Below are 18,800 nucleotides of genomic sequence, written 5' to 3'. Positions count from 1 at the left end.
AGCTCGCGTGCTTTAACCGCCTTTTCATCTGCCAGGAGCGGCGGCACAATCAACTACGCGGCACGCCATCCTCCACCAGCACCGCGATCGGCATCGCACTGAGCGCATCGCGCAAATACAGCAGGCCGTTCTCGTCGACCTTCGGCGCGGCGGGACTCAGCCAGTCGAACAACGCTCGCGCCGACAGATCGGACGGCATTTCAATCGCCGTGTCCGCCCAAGTCGTCGGATCGACCATCGGCAGATCGCTGGCGTCGGGATGGTTATCGAGCAAGCCAGACGCCAACCGGCTCGCGATCACCACGGCCCACGCGTTGCCATGCCGCCGCGCGAACGCAATCACATTCGCGGCGTGCGTGCCGCGCACGGTAAGCGGCAGGTACTCGCTCTGACTCAACAACTCCGGCACATGCGCGCGCAGCGCCAGCACGCGTTGCACGACCGCAAGCTTGACGCGGCCGTCGCGCCAGCTCGGCAGAAAATCGGAGGGCGGCGTCTGCACGAGCCACGCCTCACGCTGAGCGAAATCCACCGGCCGGCGGTTGTCCGGATCGACCAGACTGAAGTCCCACAATTCAGTGCCCTGGTACAGATCCGGAATCCCCGGCGACGCCAGCCGCAACACGGTTTGTTGCAGGCTATTGAGCGCACCGGCGCGGCCTATTCGCGCGACAAACGTCGATAGCTCTTTCAGGAAACCGTCGCGCTGCTGCGGCGCGAGGATCTCGAACAGGAAATCGCGGCAGCCCGCTTCATACGCTTCGTCGGGTGCGAGCCAGTTGGTTTGCAGCTTCGCTTCGCGCAGCGCCTTCAACTGCCATTGCGCGACACGTTCGGCCAGTTCCTTGACGCCCGCTGCGTCGTCCGGTTTCAACGCCGGCGGCCAGCAGCCCACTAACGTTTGATACAGCATCGCTTCGGCGGCGGGGCCCGGCGACCAGTCGTCACTCGTGTCCTGGCCGATCGGCTTGCCGTCGAGCGTACGGCGATGCGGGGCGTTCAACGCCGACCACGCGCGCAATGTCGCGCTCCAGTCGCCCGCGATTTCGCTCAACACCGCGAGACGGGCGCGCACGTCTTCGCCGCGTTTGTGATCGTGCGTGGCGGTGGCGAGCAACGCGTGAGGAAAGCGCTGCGCGCGCTCCAGATTGGCGGCATGAAACTGCTCGACCGACAGCGCGAATTCACCGGGGTCCGCACCGACTTCGTTACGCGATAACAACCGCCCGTAGCGATAGCACGCCGTATCTTCGACGGCCTTCGCGGCGACCGGCGCGGTTAATTGCGAAAACAGCGTTTGCGCGGTGCGCCGCGACGAACCGGCGTGGCTGGGCGGCGCGCTGTTCTGACCTTGCTGCGGCGGCGCGCCGGGGCGTCCGCTCGGCGCGTCTTCCGCGCTACCGCCGAGCCATGCATTCACGCGTTCGAGCACGACGAGGTCGGCCCGCGACAGCGACTGTCTCGCGCCATCGAGCGCCTGGTCGAAATAGACATTGTCGGCGGCGCTGCGCAAGCCGTTCTGCGGATAGACGCGATACACCGGAAAATGCACGACCAGTTCGGTCAGGACACGGCGCAGGGACGTGAAGGTGAAATCGCGCGTGGTCAGCGAATCTCGCGCAATGCGATGCAACGCTCGCGCGGCCCGATCCAGCTCCGCCGACAGATTCTCCGCGAGAATCTTGCGGCGCGCGCTCAACGCTTCGTCCGCGAAACGCGGGCTGCGGCCCGTGAGTTCGGCCCACGTCTGCGCCAGCGGTTCCGCGCCGGCGGGATCGTGCAGCAACGCGCCCACGTCGTTCATGAAGTCGTAACCGGTCGTGCCATCGACTGGCCAATCGTCACGCAGCGGTTCGCCACGGCCGAGAATTTTCTCGACGACCACGTACGGCGCGGTGTCGCGCAATTCCGTGAGTCGCTGCCGCAAGCGCTGCGCGTATTCGCGCGGCTCGGCGAGCCCATCGACGTGATCGATCCGCAGCCCGTCGACCACCCCCTCCTGGTAGAGACGGAATATCAGCGCATGCACCGCATCGAACACCTCGGGACGTTCCACCCGCACGCCGGCGAGCGTGGAGATGTCGAAGAAGCGCCGCCAGTTGACTTCGTCGGACGCGGTGCGCCACCACGCGAGCCGGAAATGCTGCCGCTCGATCAGCCGATGCAGGCGGTCGCGCGTCACCGGATCGCCAGGTGCATACGCTTCGAGCGCGGCATCGACCGAGGCACTGCCCTGTTGTGCGACGAACTCGCGCAACGTCTCGCGCCCGTCGGCGGCACGCGCATGGTCCGAGGGTTGCGTCGTCAGCCCGTTGAAGCGTTCGGCGAGCGCGTTGAGTTCGGCACGACCCGCGCCTTGCAGGATCGACGCGTAATCGATCGGACATATGGGGAATACATGCGGCCCATAGCCGATATAAAAGCGCCCGCTAGCCGCGTCGAAATGCAGCGCGATGCGGCCCGCCGCGAGTTCTTCGCCATACGGCGCGCCGAGCGTCGGCGCCAGCACTTTGCCGCGCAACGCCGGATCCGGCGAATGCCAGTCGACGTCGAAATGACGCGCGTAGGCACTGTGCCGGCCCCATTCGAGGATATCGAGCCACCACGCGTTGCTGGCGCCGCCCACGCCCATATGGTTCGGCACCATGTCGACGAGCAGCCCCATGTCGTGCGCGCGCAGCTTGTCGACGAGGCGTTTCAGGCCCGCCTCGCCGCCGCATTCGGCGCTGACCTGGGTGTAGTCGACGGTGTCGTAGCCGTGCATCGATCCGGGCTCGGCCGTGGTAATCGGTGACGCGTACACGTGGCTGATGCCGAGCGCGGCGAAATAGTCGACGTGCTTCGCGGCGTCGTCGAAGGTAAAGCCTCGGTGAAACTGGAGGCGAAGCGTGGAGCGCGGGACGGTCATGGCGTATCAGGCTCCGCAGAAGCGTTGGAAGAAGGAACAGCGGCGCGCGCGGCGCGGCGTTCGCGATCGACGGCCAGCAGGCGGTCGCAGAAAGCGTCGTCTTTGAACAGTTCGTCGATGGGCAGATTCACGCGGCGGCGCCAGTTTGGGTGCTCGTCGATCGAGCCGGGCAGGTTCGGCTGCTCGACTTGCCCGAGCAGGTCCTCGAGCGGAAACGTCACCAGCGGGCCCGGCGTGGCGCAGACGAAAGCCAGCGCTTCATCCACCGGTGCGTCGTCGGGCGGTGGGGCTTCCACACCCTGTGCGGCCACGCCGGCCAACTGAAACGCGCGCCACATCTCAGCGCGGTCGCGCGCGCGTTCTTCCTGCGCGACCTGTTCCGGATCGCGGCCGTCGGCGCGTGCCATGGTCTGGCCGATCCGGTTGCGCCACACGATGTCGCTGCCGCGCCACCAGCCGGCCACGGTCGGCAGATCGTGCGTGGTGGTGGTGCCGACCGCGTTACGGTCCCACTCGTGCGGCGGCTTGAACCCTTTGCCGCCGTGCGCGCCTTCGAACCACAGAACGCGAATGCCGGCGAGACCGTGTTCGTCGAGCCGCTCGCGAAAACCGGGCGGCACGGTGCCGAGATCTTCACCGATCACGATCGAGCGAAACCGCCACGATTCGAGTGCGATCAGGCGCAGCAGGTCTTCGAGTGGATAACGCAGATACGCGCCGTTGCGCGCGCTTTCACCTTCCGGCACCAGCCACAGCCGACGCAAGCCGAGAATGTGATCGATGCGGATGCCGCCGGCGTGCGCGAACGCCGCGCGCAACATGTCGATGAACGCGGAAAAGCCTTGCGTGCGCATGGCGCGCGGCGAGAAGGTCGTGAGGCCCCATGCCTGCCCGGCCTGGTTGAACAGGTCCGGCGGCGCACCGACCGACACGCCCTGCAGCATGTCGTCGCGATACGACCAGGCGTGACTGCCGGCGCTGTCGCACCCCACCGCGAGATCGGCGATCAGGCCGACGGCCATGCCGGCATCGCGCGCGGCATGTTGGGCGTGCGATAACCCTTTGGCGGCCAGCCATTGCAGAAACAGATGGAAATCGACTTCGCGGCGATTCGCTTCGGCGAAGGCTTCGACCTCGGCGCTGCGCGGATCGCGCAAGGCTTCCGGCCAATTGCGCCAATGACCGTTGCCGCCTTCCTGCGACAGTTGCGCGGCTTGTAGCGCTTCGAAACGCGCGTGGTCTTCGAGCGCGCGGCCGGCGCGTTCGCAGAAGCCATGAAATTCCAGCGCGCGCGGTGTGCCGTGTGCGAGGTCCTGCGCGCAGAAATGTTCGTAGAGTGAGCGCAAGACCTTCAGCTTCAATGCGACAGCGTTCGGCCAGTCGATCAGCGGCAGGTCTTCCAGCGCCGACCAGCTCTGCGCGCCTTGAGTGCCGTGAGTGCCTTGCGCGGCTTCGAGCGCACTGCGTGCCGCGTCCGCGCCTAACACGGCGGCGGGATCGATATGCGTGACGTTCAACCACAAGCGTGAGGACGGCGAATACGGGCTGAAGCGATCCGGCTCCGCGCTGAACATTGCGTGCGTCGGGCTGACGGCGAGCGCATGCGCGCCGCGTCGTGCGCTTTCGATGGCGAGTTGCGCCAGCGCCGAATAATCGCCGATGCCGCCGTCGCCGACGCGGCGCAAGCCGTACAGTTGCGCGGCGATGCCCCACAAAGGCGGCGCGTGTGCAGTGCTGTCGTCGGCTTTGCCGCTGTCGCCGTCGTCGCGGTGGTTCAACGTGCGCCACGCATCCGCCACTGTGTAGCAGCGCGCCGGCGCCACCGCCAGCGTCATCCGTTGCTCGTTGAGCACGAGCGTGTGATAGCCGGGTTCGTCGATCGGGGCGAGCAGCGCTTCCTCGCCTTTAGGCACGGTAAAGCGTCCGTCGATGATCGAGCCGCTTTCGAGTTCGATCCTGTAGTGACTGCCCGAGCGGATTGCCGCAGCGGGCAGCGCGATGCCGCGTCCCACTTCGGCGGTCATCAGCGGCGGTAGTTTGCGGCCCGATAATTCCGCTTCGAGCGCCGCCGCGCTTTGGCGGATTTGCGTCGCGTTGCCGCACGGCAAGCCCATGCGGTCCAGCAGCACGGCCAGCGTGCTTTCCGGCACATGTTGGGTCGTGTGGTGTGCGTCCTGCCACTCCACCTCGAAACCGGCGCGCGTGGCGAGGGTGACGATCGTATCGTTGCGTCGAGTGCTCACGCGTGGCGCTCCTGTTGGCTGGCAATGCGGGCGTCGTGGCCGGCCGCGTAATGGCTGACGTCGCCGGTCAGCCACGCGACGAACGCGTTCGACGGCAACGCCTGGGTGTCGATCTGCTCGCGCACGCGCGGCGGCGTTTCGAAAACGATCTTGCCGGCGGGTATGTCGTTGAACGCCACGCTCTCCTTCGACAGATTCAACGCGATCGACAAGGTCTCGCCGTCGCAGAGTTTCCAGCGTGCCACCAAAGCGTTGGCGTCGCCACCGTTCGCGTCGGTCAACACGGTCGCGCCGAGCGCCTTGCCATGTTTCAGGCGTGGCGTAATCAGCCTGGCGCGCACGGCTAGCGCGGATTTGTAGAAGTGCATCCAGTCGAGCCGGTCTTTTGCTTCGTCGCCGGACGACGCGTCGGGCGCGGGCGGCGACGAAGCCGCGAACGTCTTGGCATCGTTCGGATCGGGAATCTGCGCGCGCCGCTTTTCGTCACTGAACGCGGAAAAGCGCGCGAATTCGCGGCGGCGTCCTTCGCGTACCGCATCGGCGAGATCGCCCGCGTAGTCGGTGAAAAACAGGAACGGTTGCGTCGAACCGTATTCCTCGTCCATGAACAGCAGCGGGATTTGCGGCGACAACAGCAGCAAACCGGTGGCGGCGCGCAACGCGTCGTCCGAGGTCAATTTGCGCAGACGCTCGCCGAATGCGCGGTTGCCGATCTGATCGTGGTTCTGCAGGAACATCACGAACGACGTGGGCGGCAAATGCCCGCTCGCTTCGCCGCGCGGCTTGCCGTCGTGAATCGGCGAAGGATCGCCCTGGTACGCGAAGCCTTCTGACAACACACGTGCAAGCCGCCGAATCGGCTGGTCTTCATACGCGTGGTAATAGCCTTCCGTTTCGCCGGTTAGCAGCACGTGCAAGGTGTTGTGCGCGTCGTCGTTCCACTGCGCGTCGAAATGCGCTTCGAGCAGATTCGCGCTGTTGTGCTCGTTTTCCAGCACGAGATGCACATACCGGCCGTGCTGCACTTTGGCGCGGATATGGTCGGACAATTCGCGCAGCCATGCATGATTGTCGATCGCATGCACCGCGTCGAAACGCAGCCCGTCGAAGCGATATTCGTTGAGCCAGTAGATGGCGTTATCGGTGAAGAAGTCGCTTACCTCGCTCCGCGCGAAATCGATTGCCGGGCCCCACGGCGTATGCGTGCCCTCGCGGAAAAACGGGCGCGCGTACTGGTGCAGATAATTGCCGTCCGGGCCGAAGTGGTTGTAGACCACGTCGAGAAACACCATCAGGCCAAGACCGTGCGCGGCGTCGACCAGCGCCTTGAGTTCTTCGGGACGGCCATATGCCGAATCGGGTGCATACGGCAACACGCCGTCGTAGCCCCAGTTGCGCTGGCCGGGAAAATCGTTCAGCGGCATCAACTCGATCGCGGTCACGCCGAGCGCGGCCAGCGCCGGCAGGCGCTGTTGAACGCCCGCATAGCCGCCCATCGCGCCCACATGCAGTTCGTACAGCACGGTCTCCTCCCACGGCCGTCCGTGCCAGTGTGTGTGTTCCCAACGGTAGGCGCGCGGGTCGATGACTTCGCTCGGGCCATGCACGTCTTGCGGCTGAAAGCGTGACGCCGGATCGGGCACCGCGTGCTCACCGTCGAGCCGGAAGCGATACAGCGTGCCCGCGCCGCTCTCCACGGTCGCTTCGAACCAGCCGTTGCCGGTGGCCGTCATGGCGTGCGCGCCTTGCGCGGGGCCGCTTTCGACGTCGACCTGAACCTGTTCGCACGACGGCGCCCAGAACCGGAAGCGCGTGCGCGGTTTGGCCCCCGCGGCGCCCAGCAGCTGGGCGCCGAACGGCAGGCAATGCGCGTGATGATGCGCGTGAGGATCAATCGGACTTTGGGACATGATTCTTCACCATTCGAATGTGCTGTCGAGCCGCGTTTTACGCGCGGATCGCATTGGCGGGATCGTGCGTTTCAAGCGCGTTACAAACCAGCCGCCTTGCGTGCCGTCGCATCGTGCGACGTTGTTGCCGTCTACGTGGTCGGCGACGTATCGCTACGCGGCGGATGCGCGCCCGGATCGGGCGGCAGCGCCGTCAACAGCCGTGGGCCGTGCTGCGCGCCGGCCTTCCAGCCGGCCTGCCAGTCCGCATCGCCCACCGGTTGCGCGGCCAGCATTACGAGGCTATGCGCGCCCACTTCGACCTCCGGCGCCGCCAGCCGGTACGGCCCGCTTTCCGGCTCGGCCGTGTCTATTAGCACGTGCCATTCCAGATGCGGCGCGGGCGGCGTAAAACGCAACGTGTCCTGATTCGCGTTGAGCATCATCAACAATACTTCGGTTTCGCCATTCAAGCCTGGACCGGCGCGCCGCAGCGTGAACGCGCGGCCTTCAGGGTCCTGCCACGCTTCGATGGTGAGCGGATCGCCGTGTTCGTCGAACCAGCCGACATCGAACAGACCCGGCAACACTTCGCGGTCGCCGAACAGAAAGCGCGTCTCGCGCAGCAACGGATGGTGTTTCCGCAACGCGATCACGCGTGCGACGAACTCGGCCATGTGCTGCCCGTCCGGCGTTTGCGCGCGCTCCCAGTCGATCCACGAGATCTCGTTGTCCTGGCAGTAAGCGTTGTTGTTGCCGTTCTGGGTGCGCAGCGATTCGTCACCGGCCAGCAGCATCGGCGTGCCGAGCGCCATCAGTAAGGTGGCGACCAGCGAGCGGGCCACGCGTTTGCGTGTGGCGAGCACGGCGGGATCGTCGCTCGGACCTTCCACGCCCCAGTTGCGGCTGCAATTTTCGTTGTGGCCGTCGTTGTTGCCTTCGCGATTGACCTCGTTGTGCTTCTGCTCGTAAGCGGTGACGTCGGCTAACGTAAAACCGTCATGCGACGTGACGAAATTGACCGATGCCCACGGCTTGCGGAAGCGGCGGTTGAACAGATCGGCCGAGCCGGTCAGGCGCGCGGCGAGATCCGGACGCAAGCCGGCGTCGCCGCGCCAGAAACGGCGTACCGTGTCGCGGAAACGATCGTTCCATTCGGCGAAGCCTGGCGGATGATTGCCGAGCTGATAGCCGCCAGGACCGATGTCCCACGGCTCGGAAATCAGCTTGCGTTGCGACAGGATCGGGTCTTGGCGCAAGGCGTCGAAGAAACCGGAGCCGGGATCGAAACCGTGCTGTTCGCGCCCGAGCGTGACGCCGAGGTCGAAACGGAAGCCGTCGATATTGAACGCCGTGGACCAGTAACGCAGCGAGTCCATCACCATCTGCAGCACACGCGGATGCGGCAGGTTCAAGGTGTTGCCGCAACCGGTGTCGTTGATATGGTGACGTTCGTCGCCGGGAATCAACCGGTAGTAGCTGGCGTTGTCGAGGCCGCGCCACGACATGGTGGGGCCCGCCTCGTTGCCTTCGCAGGTGTGGTTGTAGACCACGTCGAGAATCACTTCGATGCCGGCCGCGTGCAACTGGCGCACGGCAATGCGCATTTCGTCGAGCCGGTGCGTGCTCAGATACGAGGGCTCCGGCGCAAAAAACGCCGCCGTGTTGTAACCCCAGTAGTTGCGCAGCCCGCGCTCCACCAGAAAACGGTCGTTGAGAAACGCGTGAACGGGCAGCAGTTCGACCGCGGTCACGCCGAGCTTCAGCAGATGTTCGATAAACTCCGGCGACGCCAGCGCGGCGAACGTGCCGCGCTCGTGCTGACGCAGATCGGCGCGCAGCATCGACGCGCCGCGCACATGCGTTTCGTAGATCACGGTCTCGCCCCACGGCACGTTGGGGCGCTTGTCGTGCGACCAGTCGAACGCTTCGTCGATCACCACGCATTTGGGCATGGCCGGCGCCGAATCGCGCCGGTCGATGGACAGGTCCGCGCGATTCGAGTGCACGCGATAGCTGAACAGCGCGTCCGACCAGCGAAACTGACCGACCAGCTTGCGCGCGTACGGATCGAGCAGCAGCTTGTGCGGATTGAAGCGATGCCCGTGCTGCGGCTGATACGGCCCATGCGCGCGAAATCCATACGCGGTGCCCGGATGAGCGTTCGGCAGGTAGCCGTGCCAGACTTCGTCGGTGCATTCCGGCAGCGTGAAGCGGCGGATTTCCTTGCGGCCGGTCGGATCGAACAGGCAAAGCTCGATTTTTTGCGCGTTCGCCGAGAACACCGCAAAGTTGACGCCCAGGCCGTCCCAGCTGGCGCCGAGCGGGTAGGGCGAGCCGGGCAGAAGCCGGTCGGGCATTGCATGCGACATGATTCCCCTTCCTTTGTTCTGATTGTTGAACGCTCGCCTGGGTCTTCATGCAACGAGCGCGCGGCTTGTCACGCCGCGCGCTCGATCTACAGCATTTTCGTCAATCCGCGCGTAGCACGATCGTCGCGAGCGGCGGCAGCGTGAGCGACGCCGAATGCGGCCAGCCATGGCTCGACATGGCGTCGGTCTGAATCAGGCCGCCATTGCCCATGTTCGAGCCGCCGTACACGCCGGCATCCGTATTCAACACTTCGACCCAGCGCCCGCCGCGCGGCATGCCGAGCCGGTAGCCGACGCGCGGCACCGGCGTCATGTTGCAGACCACGACCACTTCGCGGCCCGCGCCGTCGGTGCGGCGATAGGCGTACACGCTGTTGCCGTTGTCGTCGCCGACCAGCCATTCGAAGCCGCCCGATTCGCAGTCGAGCAGGTAAAGCGCGGGTTCGTCGTGGTACAGACGGTTCAGATCGCGCACCAGCATCTGCACGCCATGGTGGTTCGATTCGTCGAGCAGATGCCAGTGCGGCGACGTGTCGTGATCGAACTCCGCCATCTGGCCGAATTCGCCGCCCATGAACAGCAGCTTCTTGCCCGGATGCGTCCACATGAAGCCGAAATACGCGCGCAGGTTGGCGAACTTCTGCCACGTATCGCCGGGCATCTTGCCGAGCAGCGAGCCTTTGCCGTGCACCACCTCGTCGTGCGACAGCGGCAGCACGAAGCGCTCCGAATACGCGTACACCATGCCGAACGTCATCATGTGGTGATGGTACTGGCGGTAGACCGGGTCTTCTTCGAGGTAGTGCAGCGTGTCGTGCATCCAGCCCATGTTCCATTTGAACTGGAAACCGAGGCCGCCGTCTTCGACCCTGGCCGTGACGCCCGGCCATGCGGTCGATTCCTCGGCGATCGTGATTGCGCCCGGCACACCCGGCACATAGCCGACTTCGTGATTGAGCCGCTTCAGGAACGCGATCGATTCGAGGTTCTCGCGGCCGCCGTAAATGTTCGGCACCCACTGATCGGCGGCGCGCGAATAGTCGCGGTACAACATCGAGGCGACCGCATCCACACGCAGCCCGTCGACGTGATAGCGCTTCAGCCACGCCAGTCCCGAGGCGATCAGGAACGCGCTCACCTCGTTGCGGCCGAGGTTGTAGATCATCGTGTTCCAGTCCTGGTGATAGCCTTCGCGCGGGTCGGCGTGCTCGTAGAGCGGCGTGCCGTCGAAGTCGACCAGACCGTGCGCGTCGTTCGGGAAATGCGCCGGCACCCAGTCGAGAATCACGCCGAGACCGGCCGCGTGCGCCTTGTCGACGAAGCCGGCGAATTGTTCCGGCTTGCCGAAGCGTGCCGACGGCGCGAACTGTCCGAGCGGCTGATAGCCCCACGATCCACCGAACGGATGCTCGGCAATCGGCATGAACTCGACGTGCGTGAAGCCCATGCTCTTCGCGTACGGGATCAGCCGGTCGGCGAGTTCTTCCCAGTTGAGACCGCGTTGGCCTTCTTCGGCGACGCGCAGCCAGGATTCGGCGTGGACTTCATAGATCGAGATCGGCGCGCGCGGCGTTTGCTTCGCGGCGCGCGACTGGATCCACTCGTGATCGCTCCACGGAAACTGTTCGATCTCGTCCACATGCGCGACCACCGACGCCGTGCCCGGCGGCTTCTCCGTTTGCATCGCGCACGGGTCGGCCTTCAACGGCAGCGGGTGGCCGTCGCGCGACAACAGCTCGTACTTGTAACGCGTGCCGGCTCCGACGCGCGGTACGAACAGCTCCCACACACCGGCCTGATGACGCAGCCGCATCGGATGACGGCGGCCGTCCCACGCGTTGAAGTCACCCACTACGGAGACGCGCCGCGCGTTCGGCGCCCAGACGGCGAAGCGCACGCCGGGGTCACCGTCCACTTCCATGGGACGCGAGCCGAGCAGTTCGAGCACCGCATACGGATCGCCGCCGGCCAGACGCCCGAGCGGTTCGTCGCCGAGTACAGGGCCGAACGAATACGTGTCCTCGATTTCCTGCACGACGCCATGCCAGTCGATCCGCAAGCGGTACGGCGCCGCAGACGTGACACGGCCGGCAAACAACCCCGGCCGCAGTTGTTCGAGCTCGCCGAGCGTCGCGCCGTCGGCACGCGCGATCACGGTGACGTGCGCGGCGTTCGGCAACAGCGCGCGCACCACCGGACCCGCGTCCGTCTGATGCAGCCCGAGTTGCGAGAAAGGATCGGGGTGACGCGCTTCGACAAGCGCGTCGATGTCGAGCGGTTGGAGGCCTACGGCCGGATCGTGCTCACTCATAGTCGCCCTCGGCCGGGTTAGGCGGTGTGGCGGCGCCAGGCGCCTGGGTTGAGGAATCTTGCGGCGAAGCGCCAGTATCGCCGAGCAGACGATTGGCGAGCGCGGCGAGGCCGCGCACCGGCAGACCGAGCCACGTCGGACGGTTGGCCGCTTCGTAGCGAATCTCGTAGGCGGCCTTTTCGATCAGGAACAGGTCGAGCAGCGCTTGCTCGGCTTCGGGCGCGACCAGCGGTGTCGCGGCGTCTGCCGCAGCGGCACGATAGGCCGTCAGGAACGTGTCGGTGGCATGCGCGCGGAAACGGTCGAACAGCGCCAGCTTGCGGTCGGCGGTTTGTTGCGGCGCGCTTTCCATCGTGGACTGCGCGGCCGCACTCGCATACGACAACGAACGCATCAAGCCGGCCACGTCGCGCAACGGGCTCGACTTCTGCCGACGCTCTTCGAGCGAACGCGCCGGCTCGCCTTCGAAGTCGATCAGAAACGCGTCGCCCTGTGCGACCAGCACCTGGCCCAAATGGAAGTCGCCATGAATGCGGGTGCGCAGCGCGCCCGTGTCGGCCGACACCAGTTTGCCGACCACCTCGACGAGCGCCGCACGACGGTCGATCAGGCTTTGGGCCAGTGCGCGGGTTTCCGGGTCGCTCATCTGCTCGATGCGCGGCGCGAGCAGGTCGAGCGCGCCGGCGAGCATGGTCTGCGTGCCGTCGACCCAGGCCTTCACCTGTTCGGCGCTTGCCGGTTCGGGCGAGAAGGCAGGGTCGTCGGTCGGTGAGGCGAGCGCGACATGCAACTCCCCGAGGCGCCTGCCGATAATGCCCGCCAACGCGCTATAGCCTTCCATCAGATTGATTTCGTTGCCGCGGTCCGGCGTGGACTGCGCGTCGGTATCCACGGCGATCGCGAGTTCGTCGACCGAACGGCGCAGGAAGTCGAGCGACCAGTTCCACGCGTCGCCTTGATTGTCGATAAAGCCCTGCAGGATCGCCAGCGTATGCGGCACGCCCTCAGGATCGACACGCACCACTTCACCATACAGCGGCGCGGTGTTCGCGTAACCGAGCTGGGTCAGATAGCGGCTGATTTCCGCTTCCGGATGAATGCCGCTGACCAGCCTGCGCACCAGCTTCAGCACCACGGCGTCGGCGATGATGAGCGAACTGTTGCTCTGTTCGGCCGCGAGCCAGCGAATGTCCGGCCGCTCGCCGAGCCCGGACAGCTCGTCGAAACGCTCGGTCGGCAGGAACCTGATTTCGCTCTTCTGCACGGTCGGCACGACCGCGCGTTCCCGTAGCTTGCGCATCACGCCATGCGCGAAGATCGGCAACGAGAACGCGTCGGTCAGATGCCCGACGTTGCGGCCGCGCCGCACGCGCGCCAACGCCAATTGCATGAACAGGGGCGAGGTGGTTTCGCCGCCCCAGGTGATCGCGATCGGCACCACGTAGCGTTCGGTGTGATCGCCTACGTCCGCTTCGATTTCGGTGAACGCGAAGCCGCCGTTCGGAATCGTCGTCAATGCGGCAAGCCGCACCGCATGCATCTTCTGATCTTTCGACGCAAACCAGCGGCGCCGGCTCAGCCACGACGGCAGCACTTCGGATTCGAGCAGGCGGACGTTTTCCGGTGTCGGGCCGGCCTGGCCTTCGCGGATCACGATCGTGACGAACTCCGGCAGCGGCTCCGAATGCGCTTGCGCCCAGGTCGGGCGCTGACCACCCGGGCATAGCATGAACCACAGGAACCCGTACGGCGGGAACGTCAGCAGATAGGTGAGTTGGCCAATCGCCGGGAACACCGAATCGGCGGTCATTTCGATCGGCACGGAGCCGTTGAACTCGGACAGATCGAGCTCTACCGCTTGCGGCGCGCGCGACAGATTCGCCACGCACAAGATCGGCGGTTCGCCTGGCGTTTCGCGCAGATACGCGAGAATCTTGCGATTCTCCGGCTTCAGAAAACGGATCGTGCCGCGCCCGAAGGTTTGCTTCGCGCGCCGCGTGGCGAGCATGCGGCGCGTCCAGTTCAGCAGCGAATGCGGGTCGCGGCTTTGCGCTTCCACATTGACCGCGTCGAAACCGTACAACGAACCCATGACCGGCGGCAGCACCAGTTGCTCGGGATCGGCGCGAGAGAAACCGCCGTTGCGATCCGACGACCACTGCATCGGCGTGCGCACGCCATCGCGGTCGCCGAGGTGGATGTTGTCGCCCATGCCGAGTTCGTCGCCGTAATAGATCACGGGCGTGCCTGGCATGGAGAGCAGCAGCGAATTGATCAACTCGATACGACGGCGGTCGCGCTCCATCAGCGGCGCGAGGCGGCGGCGAATACCGAGGTTCAGCCGCGCGCGGCGGTCGCTCGCGTAGGTGTTCCACAAGTAATCGCGCTCGGAGTCCGTGACCATTTCGAGCGTGAGTTCGTCGTGATTGCGCAGGAAAATCGCCCACTGGTTCGTTTCAGCGAGGTCCGGCGTTTGCCGCATGATGTCGGTGATCGGGAAGCGGTCTTCGCTCGCGATCGACATGTAGATGCGCGGCATCAGCGGGAAGTGGAACGCCATGTGGCATTCGTCTTCGTCGCCGAAATATTCCTTGACGTCTTCCGGCCACTGGTTCGCTTCGGCGAGCAGCATCCGGTTCGGATACTCGGCGTCGATGGTGGCGCGGATCTTCTTCAGGATCGCGTGCGTTTCCGGCAGGTTTTCGTTGTTGGTGCCTTCGCGTTCGACCAGATACGGCACCGCGTCGAGCCGCAGCCCGTCGATTCCCATATCGAGCCAGAAGCGCATGACCTGCAACACCTCTTTCAGCACGGCGGGATTGTCGAAGTTCAGATCCGGCTGGTGCGAGTAGAAACGGTGCCAGTAATACGCACCCGCCACCGGATCATGCGTCCAGTTGGACGGTTCCGAATCGATAAAGATGATCCGCGTTTCCTGATACTTCTGATCGGTATCGGACCACACGTAGTAGTTGCGATGATTCGAACCCGGCTTCGCGCGGCGCGCGCGCTGAAACCAGGGGTGCTGGTCCGACGTGTGGTTGATCACCAGTTCGGTAATCACGCGAATGCCGCGCGCGTGCGCTTCCTGAATGAAGCGCTTCACGTCGGAGAGCTGGCCGTAGTCCGGATGCACATTGCGGTAATCGGCAATGTCGTAGCCGTCGTCGCGCCGTGGCGACGGATAGAACGGCAGCAACCAGATCGCGTTCACGCCGAGCTCGGCGATGTAGTCGAGCTTGGCGATCAGGCCGGGGAAATCGCCCACGCCGTCGTTGTTCGCGTCGAAGAACGACTTGATATGCACCTGATAGATGATCGCGTCTTTGTACCAGAGCGGATCGTCGCTCAACGCGGCGGGTTTGCCGCGCCGCTGCGAACGGGCTTTCGCCGCGTTGCCGGCGTTGCCGTGAGCTTGCGATGTGGCTTGGGCTGGATCGTCACGCTTCATATCGCACCTTCCGTTTGGGTTGGATTGCCAGCGTCTGCGTGATGGGCGCTGTCGGAGTCGCTGTCGGCTTCATCGGGGCGTTCGGCGGGCAGGCCGCCGAGCGGCGCGATCCGCCAGATCGAGAACGGCTGACCGGAGCCGAGCTGAACGTGCTGCCGGCGGCCGTGCCATTCGAAGCGCGCGCCGGTCATCTGATCGGTGACTTCAAGCGCGCCGTGGTCGTGCAGATGCCAGTGCTGGAACGTCTCCCACGACAGCTCGACGTCCGCGCCCTGTTCGTTGAACGGATCGAGATTGATCGCGACGACGATCACGTTGTCGCGCGCCTCGGTGGCTTTCTCGAAGAACAGAATGTTGTCGTTGTGAGCGGTGAGGAACGTGAGGCCGAGATGCGTTTGCAGCGCCGGGTTCGCGCGGCGAATCCGGTTCAGCGCACTGATCTCGCCGACGATGTTGCCGGGCCGGTTCCAGTCCCAGGCGCGCAACTGGTACTTCTCTGAGTCGAGATATTCCTCGCTGTTCGGCAAGGCGGCGGCCTCGCACAACTCGAAGCCGCTGTACACGCCCCACAAACCGGCCAGCGTCGCGGCCAACGCCGCGCGAATCAGAAAGCCCGTGCGGCCTTGCGACTGCAAATGCCGTGGGTTGATATCCGGCGTATTGACAAAAAAGTTCGGCCGGTAGAAATCGCGCGCGTCGGTTCGCGTGAGTTCGTTCATGTACTCGATGAAATCGCGCTTCGACTCGCGCCACGTGAAATACGTGTACGACTGCGAAAAACCGATCTTGCCGAGCCGGTTCATCATGCGCGGACGTGTGAACGCTTCGGCGAGAAAGATCGTGTCGGGAAAGCGCGCGCGGATATCGCCGATCACCCATTCCCAGAACGGCAGCGGTTTGGTGTGCGGATTGTCGATACGGAAAATATGCACGCCCGCGTCGATCCAGAACAGGAACACGTCGCGCAACGCGAGCCAGAGATCGGGCTTGGCGTCGTGCGCATAGAAGTCGGGATTGACGATGTCCTGATACTTCTTCGGCGGATTCTCCGCGTAACGCAGTGTGCCGTCGGGACGCCATGCGAACCAGGTGGGATGCTCCTTCAACCACGGGTGATCCGGTGAGCACTGCACGGCGAAGTCGAGCGCGATTTCGAGGCCGTGCGCGTGCGCGGCGGCGAGCATCGCCTTGAAGTCGTCGAGCGTGCCGAGTTGCGGATGCACGGCGGTGTGGCCGCCCTCCACGCCGCCGATCGCATACGGGCTGCCTACATCACCCGGTTGTGCATTGAGCGTGTTGTTGCGGCCCTTGCGATTCGCCACGCCGATCGGGTGAATCGGCGGGAAGTACAGCACGTCGAAACCCATGTCGCGAATGCGCGGCAGTTTCGTCGTGACGTCGGCAAAGGTGCCGTGGCGCGATTCGTCGTCGCTCATGGAGCGCGGAAAGATCTCGTACCAGCTCGCGAAGCGCGCGGCGGTACGGTCGGCGTCGATCTTGTAGATGACCGGATCGCGGCTCAGGAACGGCCGGTGGCGCGCGGCGCTCATCGCCTTCGCGGTGGTCGGCGCGAGCAGCAAGGCGAGCTTGGTGTCGGCGTCGGACTTTGCGAAGACCTTGACGATGTGTTCGAGCGGATCGGTAATCGCGCCTTCCACGGTTTCGACTTCGGCGAGCACCAGCGCGAACAGATGCGCGGCTTCGTCCAGTTCCAGTTCGACGGTTTGACCCGCCTTCAGTTTCTTCTGGATATGCTCGACCAGCGACGCGAAGTCGTCGCGCCAGGCAATCACCGTGAATTCGTGGCGACCCAACCGTTCGAGCGGAATCCGCGCTGTCCAGATGTCGAGGCCGGCGGGCTGCGCGGGGGCCATGGCGACTTCGTGCCACGCGGTTTCGTCGGCGGCGCGCCAGAGCACGGCGGCGGCGATCTTGTCGTGACCTTCGGCGAAGATCGCGGCGCTGATCTCGGCGCGTTCGCCGACGCTGCGCTTGGCCGGGAACCGGCCATGGTCGACGGAAGGCGTCACGTTCTCTATCGCAACGCGCGGTGCGCTGAGCGCTTCGATCACGGTCTTGCGGCCGCTGCGTTTACTGCTGGATTTGTCGATCGGCGGCGCGAGGCGGATCGGTTTCTCCGTCACCGCGCGAAACAGGCGGACCGCACCGGGGGCGAGCGTGAACGGCGTTAGCGTGACAGGTGCGATGTGGCCGGGCGCGTCGAGCGGCACGAAGCGGGTGAAGTTGCCGGGCACGCCGGCTAAAAAGCGCGCGGGGTCGACCCGCACCGGCGCGCCGAGTTCAGGATTGATGGCGATCAGGATCGCCTCGCTGGCGTCGCGCAGATCGGGCCGATCGGCGCGTAGTAGCACGGCGGCGGGTGCGCCCGGCCCGCTTAACGGGCGCAATTCACCGTTGGCGTGCAGCGTTGCCGTATTGCGTGCAACGCCATTCACATGCGCGATGCGCTCGGAGAGATCGAACTGCCTGGCCTGAGCCGCGAGCGCGAATTGCGCGGCGTCGCCGCGCGTCTGCGACATCGGCTCGGCGATGCCGTATTCGAAACCCATCGGCATCATCCAGCCGGTACCGGTCGACGCCGACGCGAACAACGCGCGCCGGTAGGCCCGCTCGACGATGGCGGCGTCGTGCGCGTCGCTCAGGTCGGCGGCGAGGCGGGTGCCGTAGGGCGCTTCGGGGAAGGCGATCGGCGCGCCGAGGCGCGCGAGCGCGGCGTGCTCCTCGACCATCCAGCTTGAACGGAAGTCCCACCAGCGCACCGACGTGAACACGCTGTCGAAACCCGCGCCTTCCAGCGCGGGCAGGTCGCCGCGTGACAGACCGGGCGTCGCGGCAAGAAAGCGTACGTCCGGATACCTGGCGCGCACCGCTTCGCCGAGTTGCCGCCATACGGCAGCCGGCACGCGATGCGGGGAGTCGAAACGGAAGCCGCCCACACCGGCCTCGGCGAGCGACAGCAGTTGCTGCGTCCACCAGAGCGTTAGCGCGGCGCTGCTGCCGGCGTCGCTGAAATTCGCATACGCGACGTTGTCCTCGCGATGCACATGGCGCGGATCGAGCCGCGCTTCCTCCGACTCGAGCGGAAGGAACCAGTCGGCATGGTCGGCGTAAAGCGCGCCGTCGGCGGCCATCCGGTCGATCACCAGATCGGCCAGCAAGGTCACGCCATGCCGACGGGCCTCGGCCGCGAGCGTGCGAATCGACTCGACCGCGGACCCTTGCGCCTCGAAAACCGGATGCAGTCTGCCGTGATTGCCGACCACCTGCCCGTGGCCTGCCTGCCCCGGCTCGAAGAGGCTACCGATCAACGCATGATCGAAGCCCAGCGCGGCGGCATGCGCGAACTGCGCGGGCCACGCGGCGAGCGGTCCAACCAGAAGTGAATGAAAAAAGTAAATCCGTGGCGCGTACCCGTTTGGAGATTCCATCGGTCGTTTCCAGATTCGTCCTGCTGCGGTGTGGATGCAATTGGCATGCGATCACAGCGCTCATTGGGCTTCCAGAGCCGGATACCGCTACCGCGCGATTGCGTCGAGCGAAGGCGCGTACTGGTCAATGTAGTGCAAAGATCGTCACGCCGCTGGCCAGTGAGGGGGTGCTTTGAC

At 65.2% G+C, this 18,800-nt stretch carries 7 protein-coding genes; all 7 read right to left on the bottom strand.

Annotation, left to right across the window (positions count from 1 at the left end; translation table 11 throughout):
* Positions 1-49: 49 nt before the first annotated feature.
* The 7 genes from treY to BX591_RS17285 all read right to left on the bottom strand — a co-directional run bounded on the left by treY (position 50) and on the right by BX591_RS17285 (position 18,623).
* Positions 50-2,908: a malto-oligosyltrehalose synthase gene (gene treY, locus BX591_RS17315; RefSeq protein WP_111932603.1), complete on the bottom strand. Its 2,859-nt coding sequence runs from the start codon at positions 2,906-2,908 to the stop codon at positions 50-52.
* Positions 2,905-5,151: a 4-alpha-glucanotransferase gene (gene malQ / locus BX591_RS17310; RefSeq protein ID WP_111932602.1), complete on the bottom strand. Its 2,247-nt coding sequence runs from the start codon at positions 5,149-5,151 to the stop codon at positions 2,905-2,907. The genes treY and malQ overlap by 4 nt, the downstream gene beginning before the upstream one ends.
* Entirely contained in the window at positions 5,148-7,061 is a 1,914-nt protein-coding gene (gene treZ, locus BX591_RS17305; protein ID WP_111932601.1) for a malto-oligosyltrehalose trehalohydrolase, read from the bottom strand. Before treZ ends, malQ begins: the two co-directional genes overlap by 4 nt.
* Before the next feature lie 131 nt (positions 7,062-7,192).
* A complete protein-coding gene (glgX, locus tag BX591_RS17300; protein ID WP_111932600.1) occupies positions 7,193-9,412 on the bottom strand; it encodes a glycogen debranching protein GlgX in 2,220 nt (739 codons plus the stop codon).
* A gap of 100 nt (positions 9,413-9,512) precedes the next feature.
* Positions 9,513-11,723 carry a 1,4-alpha-glucan branching protein GlgB gene (glgB, locus tag BX591_RS17295; RefSeq protein ID WP_111932599.1) on the bottom strand — a complete coding sequence of 737 codons (2,211 nt, stop codon included), beginning with the start codon at positions 11,721-11,723 and terminating at the stop codon, positions 9,513-9,515.
* Positions 11,716-15,174: a maltose alpha-D-glucosyltransferase gene (gene treS / locus BX591_RS17290; RefSeq protein ID WP_111932598.1), complete on the bottom strand. Its 3,459-nt coding sequence runs from the start codon at positions 15,172-15,174 to the stop codon at positions 11,716-11,718. The genes glgB and treS overlap by 8 nt, the downstream gene beginning before the upstream one ends.
* A complete protein-coding gene (locus tag BX591_RS17285) occupies positions 15,171-18,623 on the bottom strand; it encodes a maltotransferase domain-containing protein (RefSeq protein ID WP_111932597.1) in 3,453 nt (1,150 codons plus the stop codon). The genes treS and BX591_RS17285 overlap by 4 nt, the downstream gene beginning before the upstream one ends.
* Positions 18,624-18,800 lie beyond the last annotated feature (177 nt).

Source organism: Paraburkholderia bryophila (genome assembly GCF_003269035.1).
In the GTDB taxonomy this organism is placed as follows: Bacteria; Pseudomonadota; Gammaproteobacteria; order Burkholderiales; family Burkholderiaceae; genus Paraburkholderia; species Paraburkholderia bryophila.
This window is presented reverse-complemented; position numbering and strand designations above follow the sequence as displayed.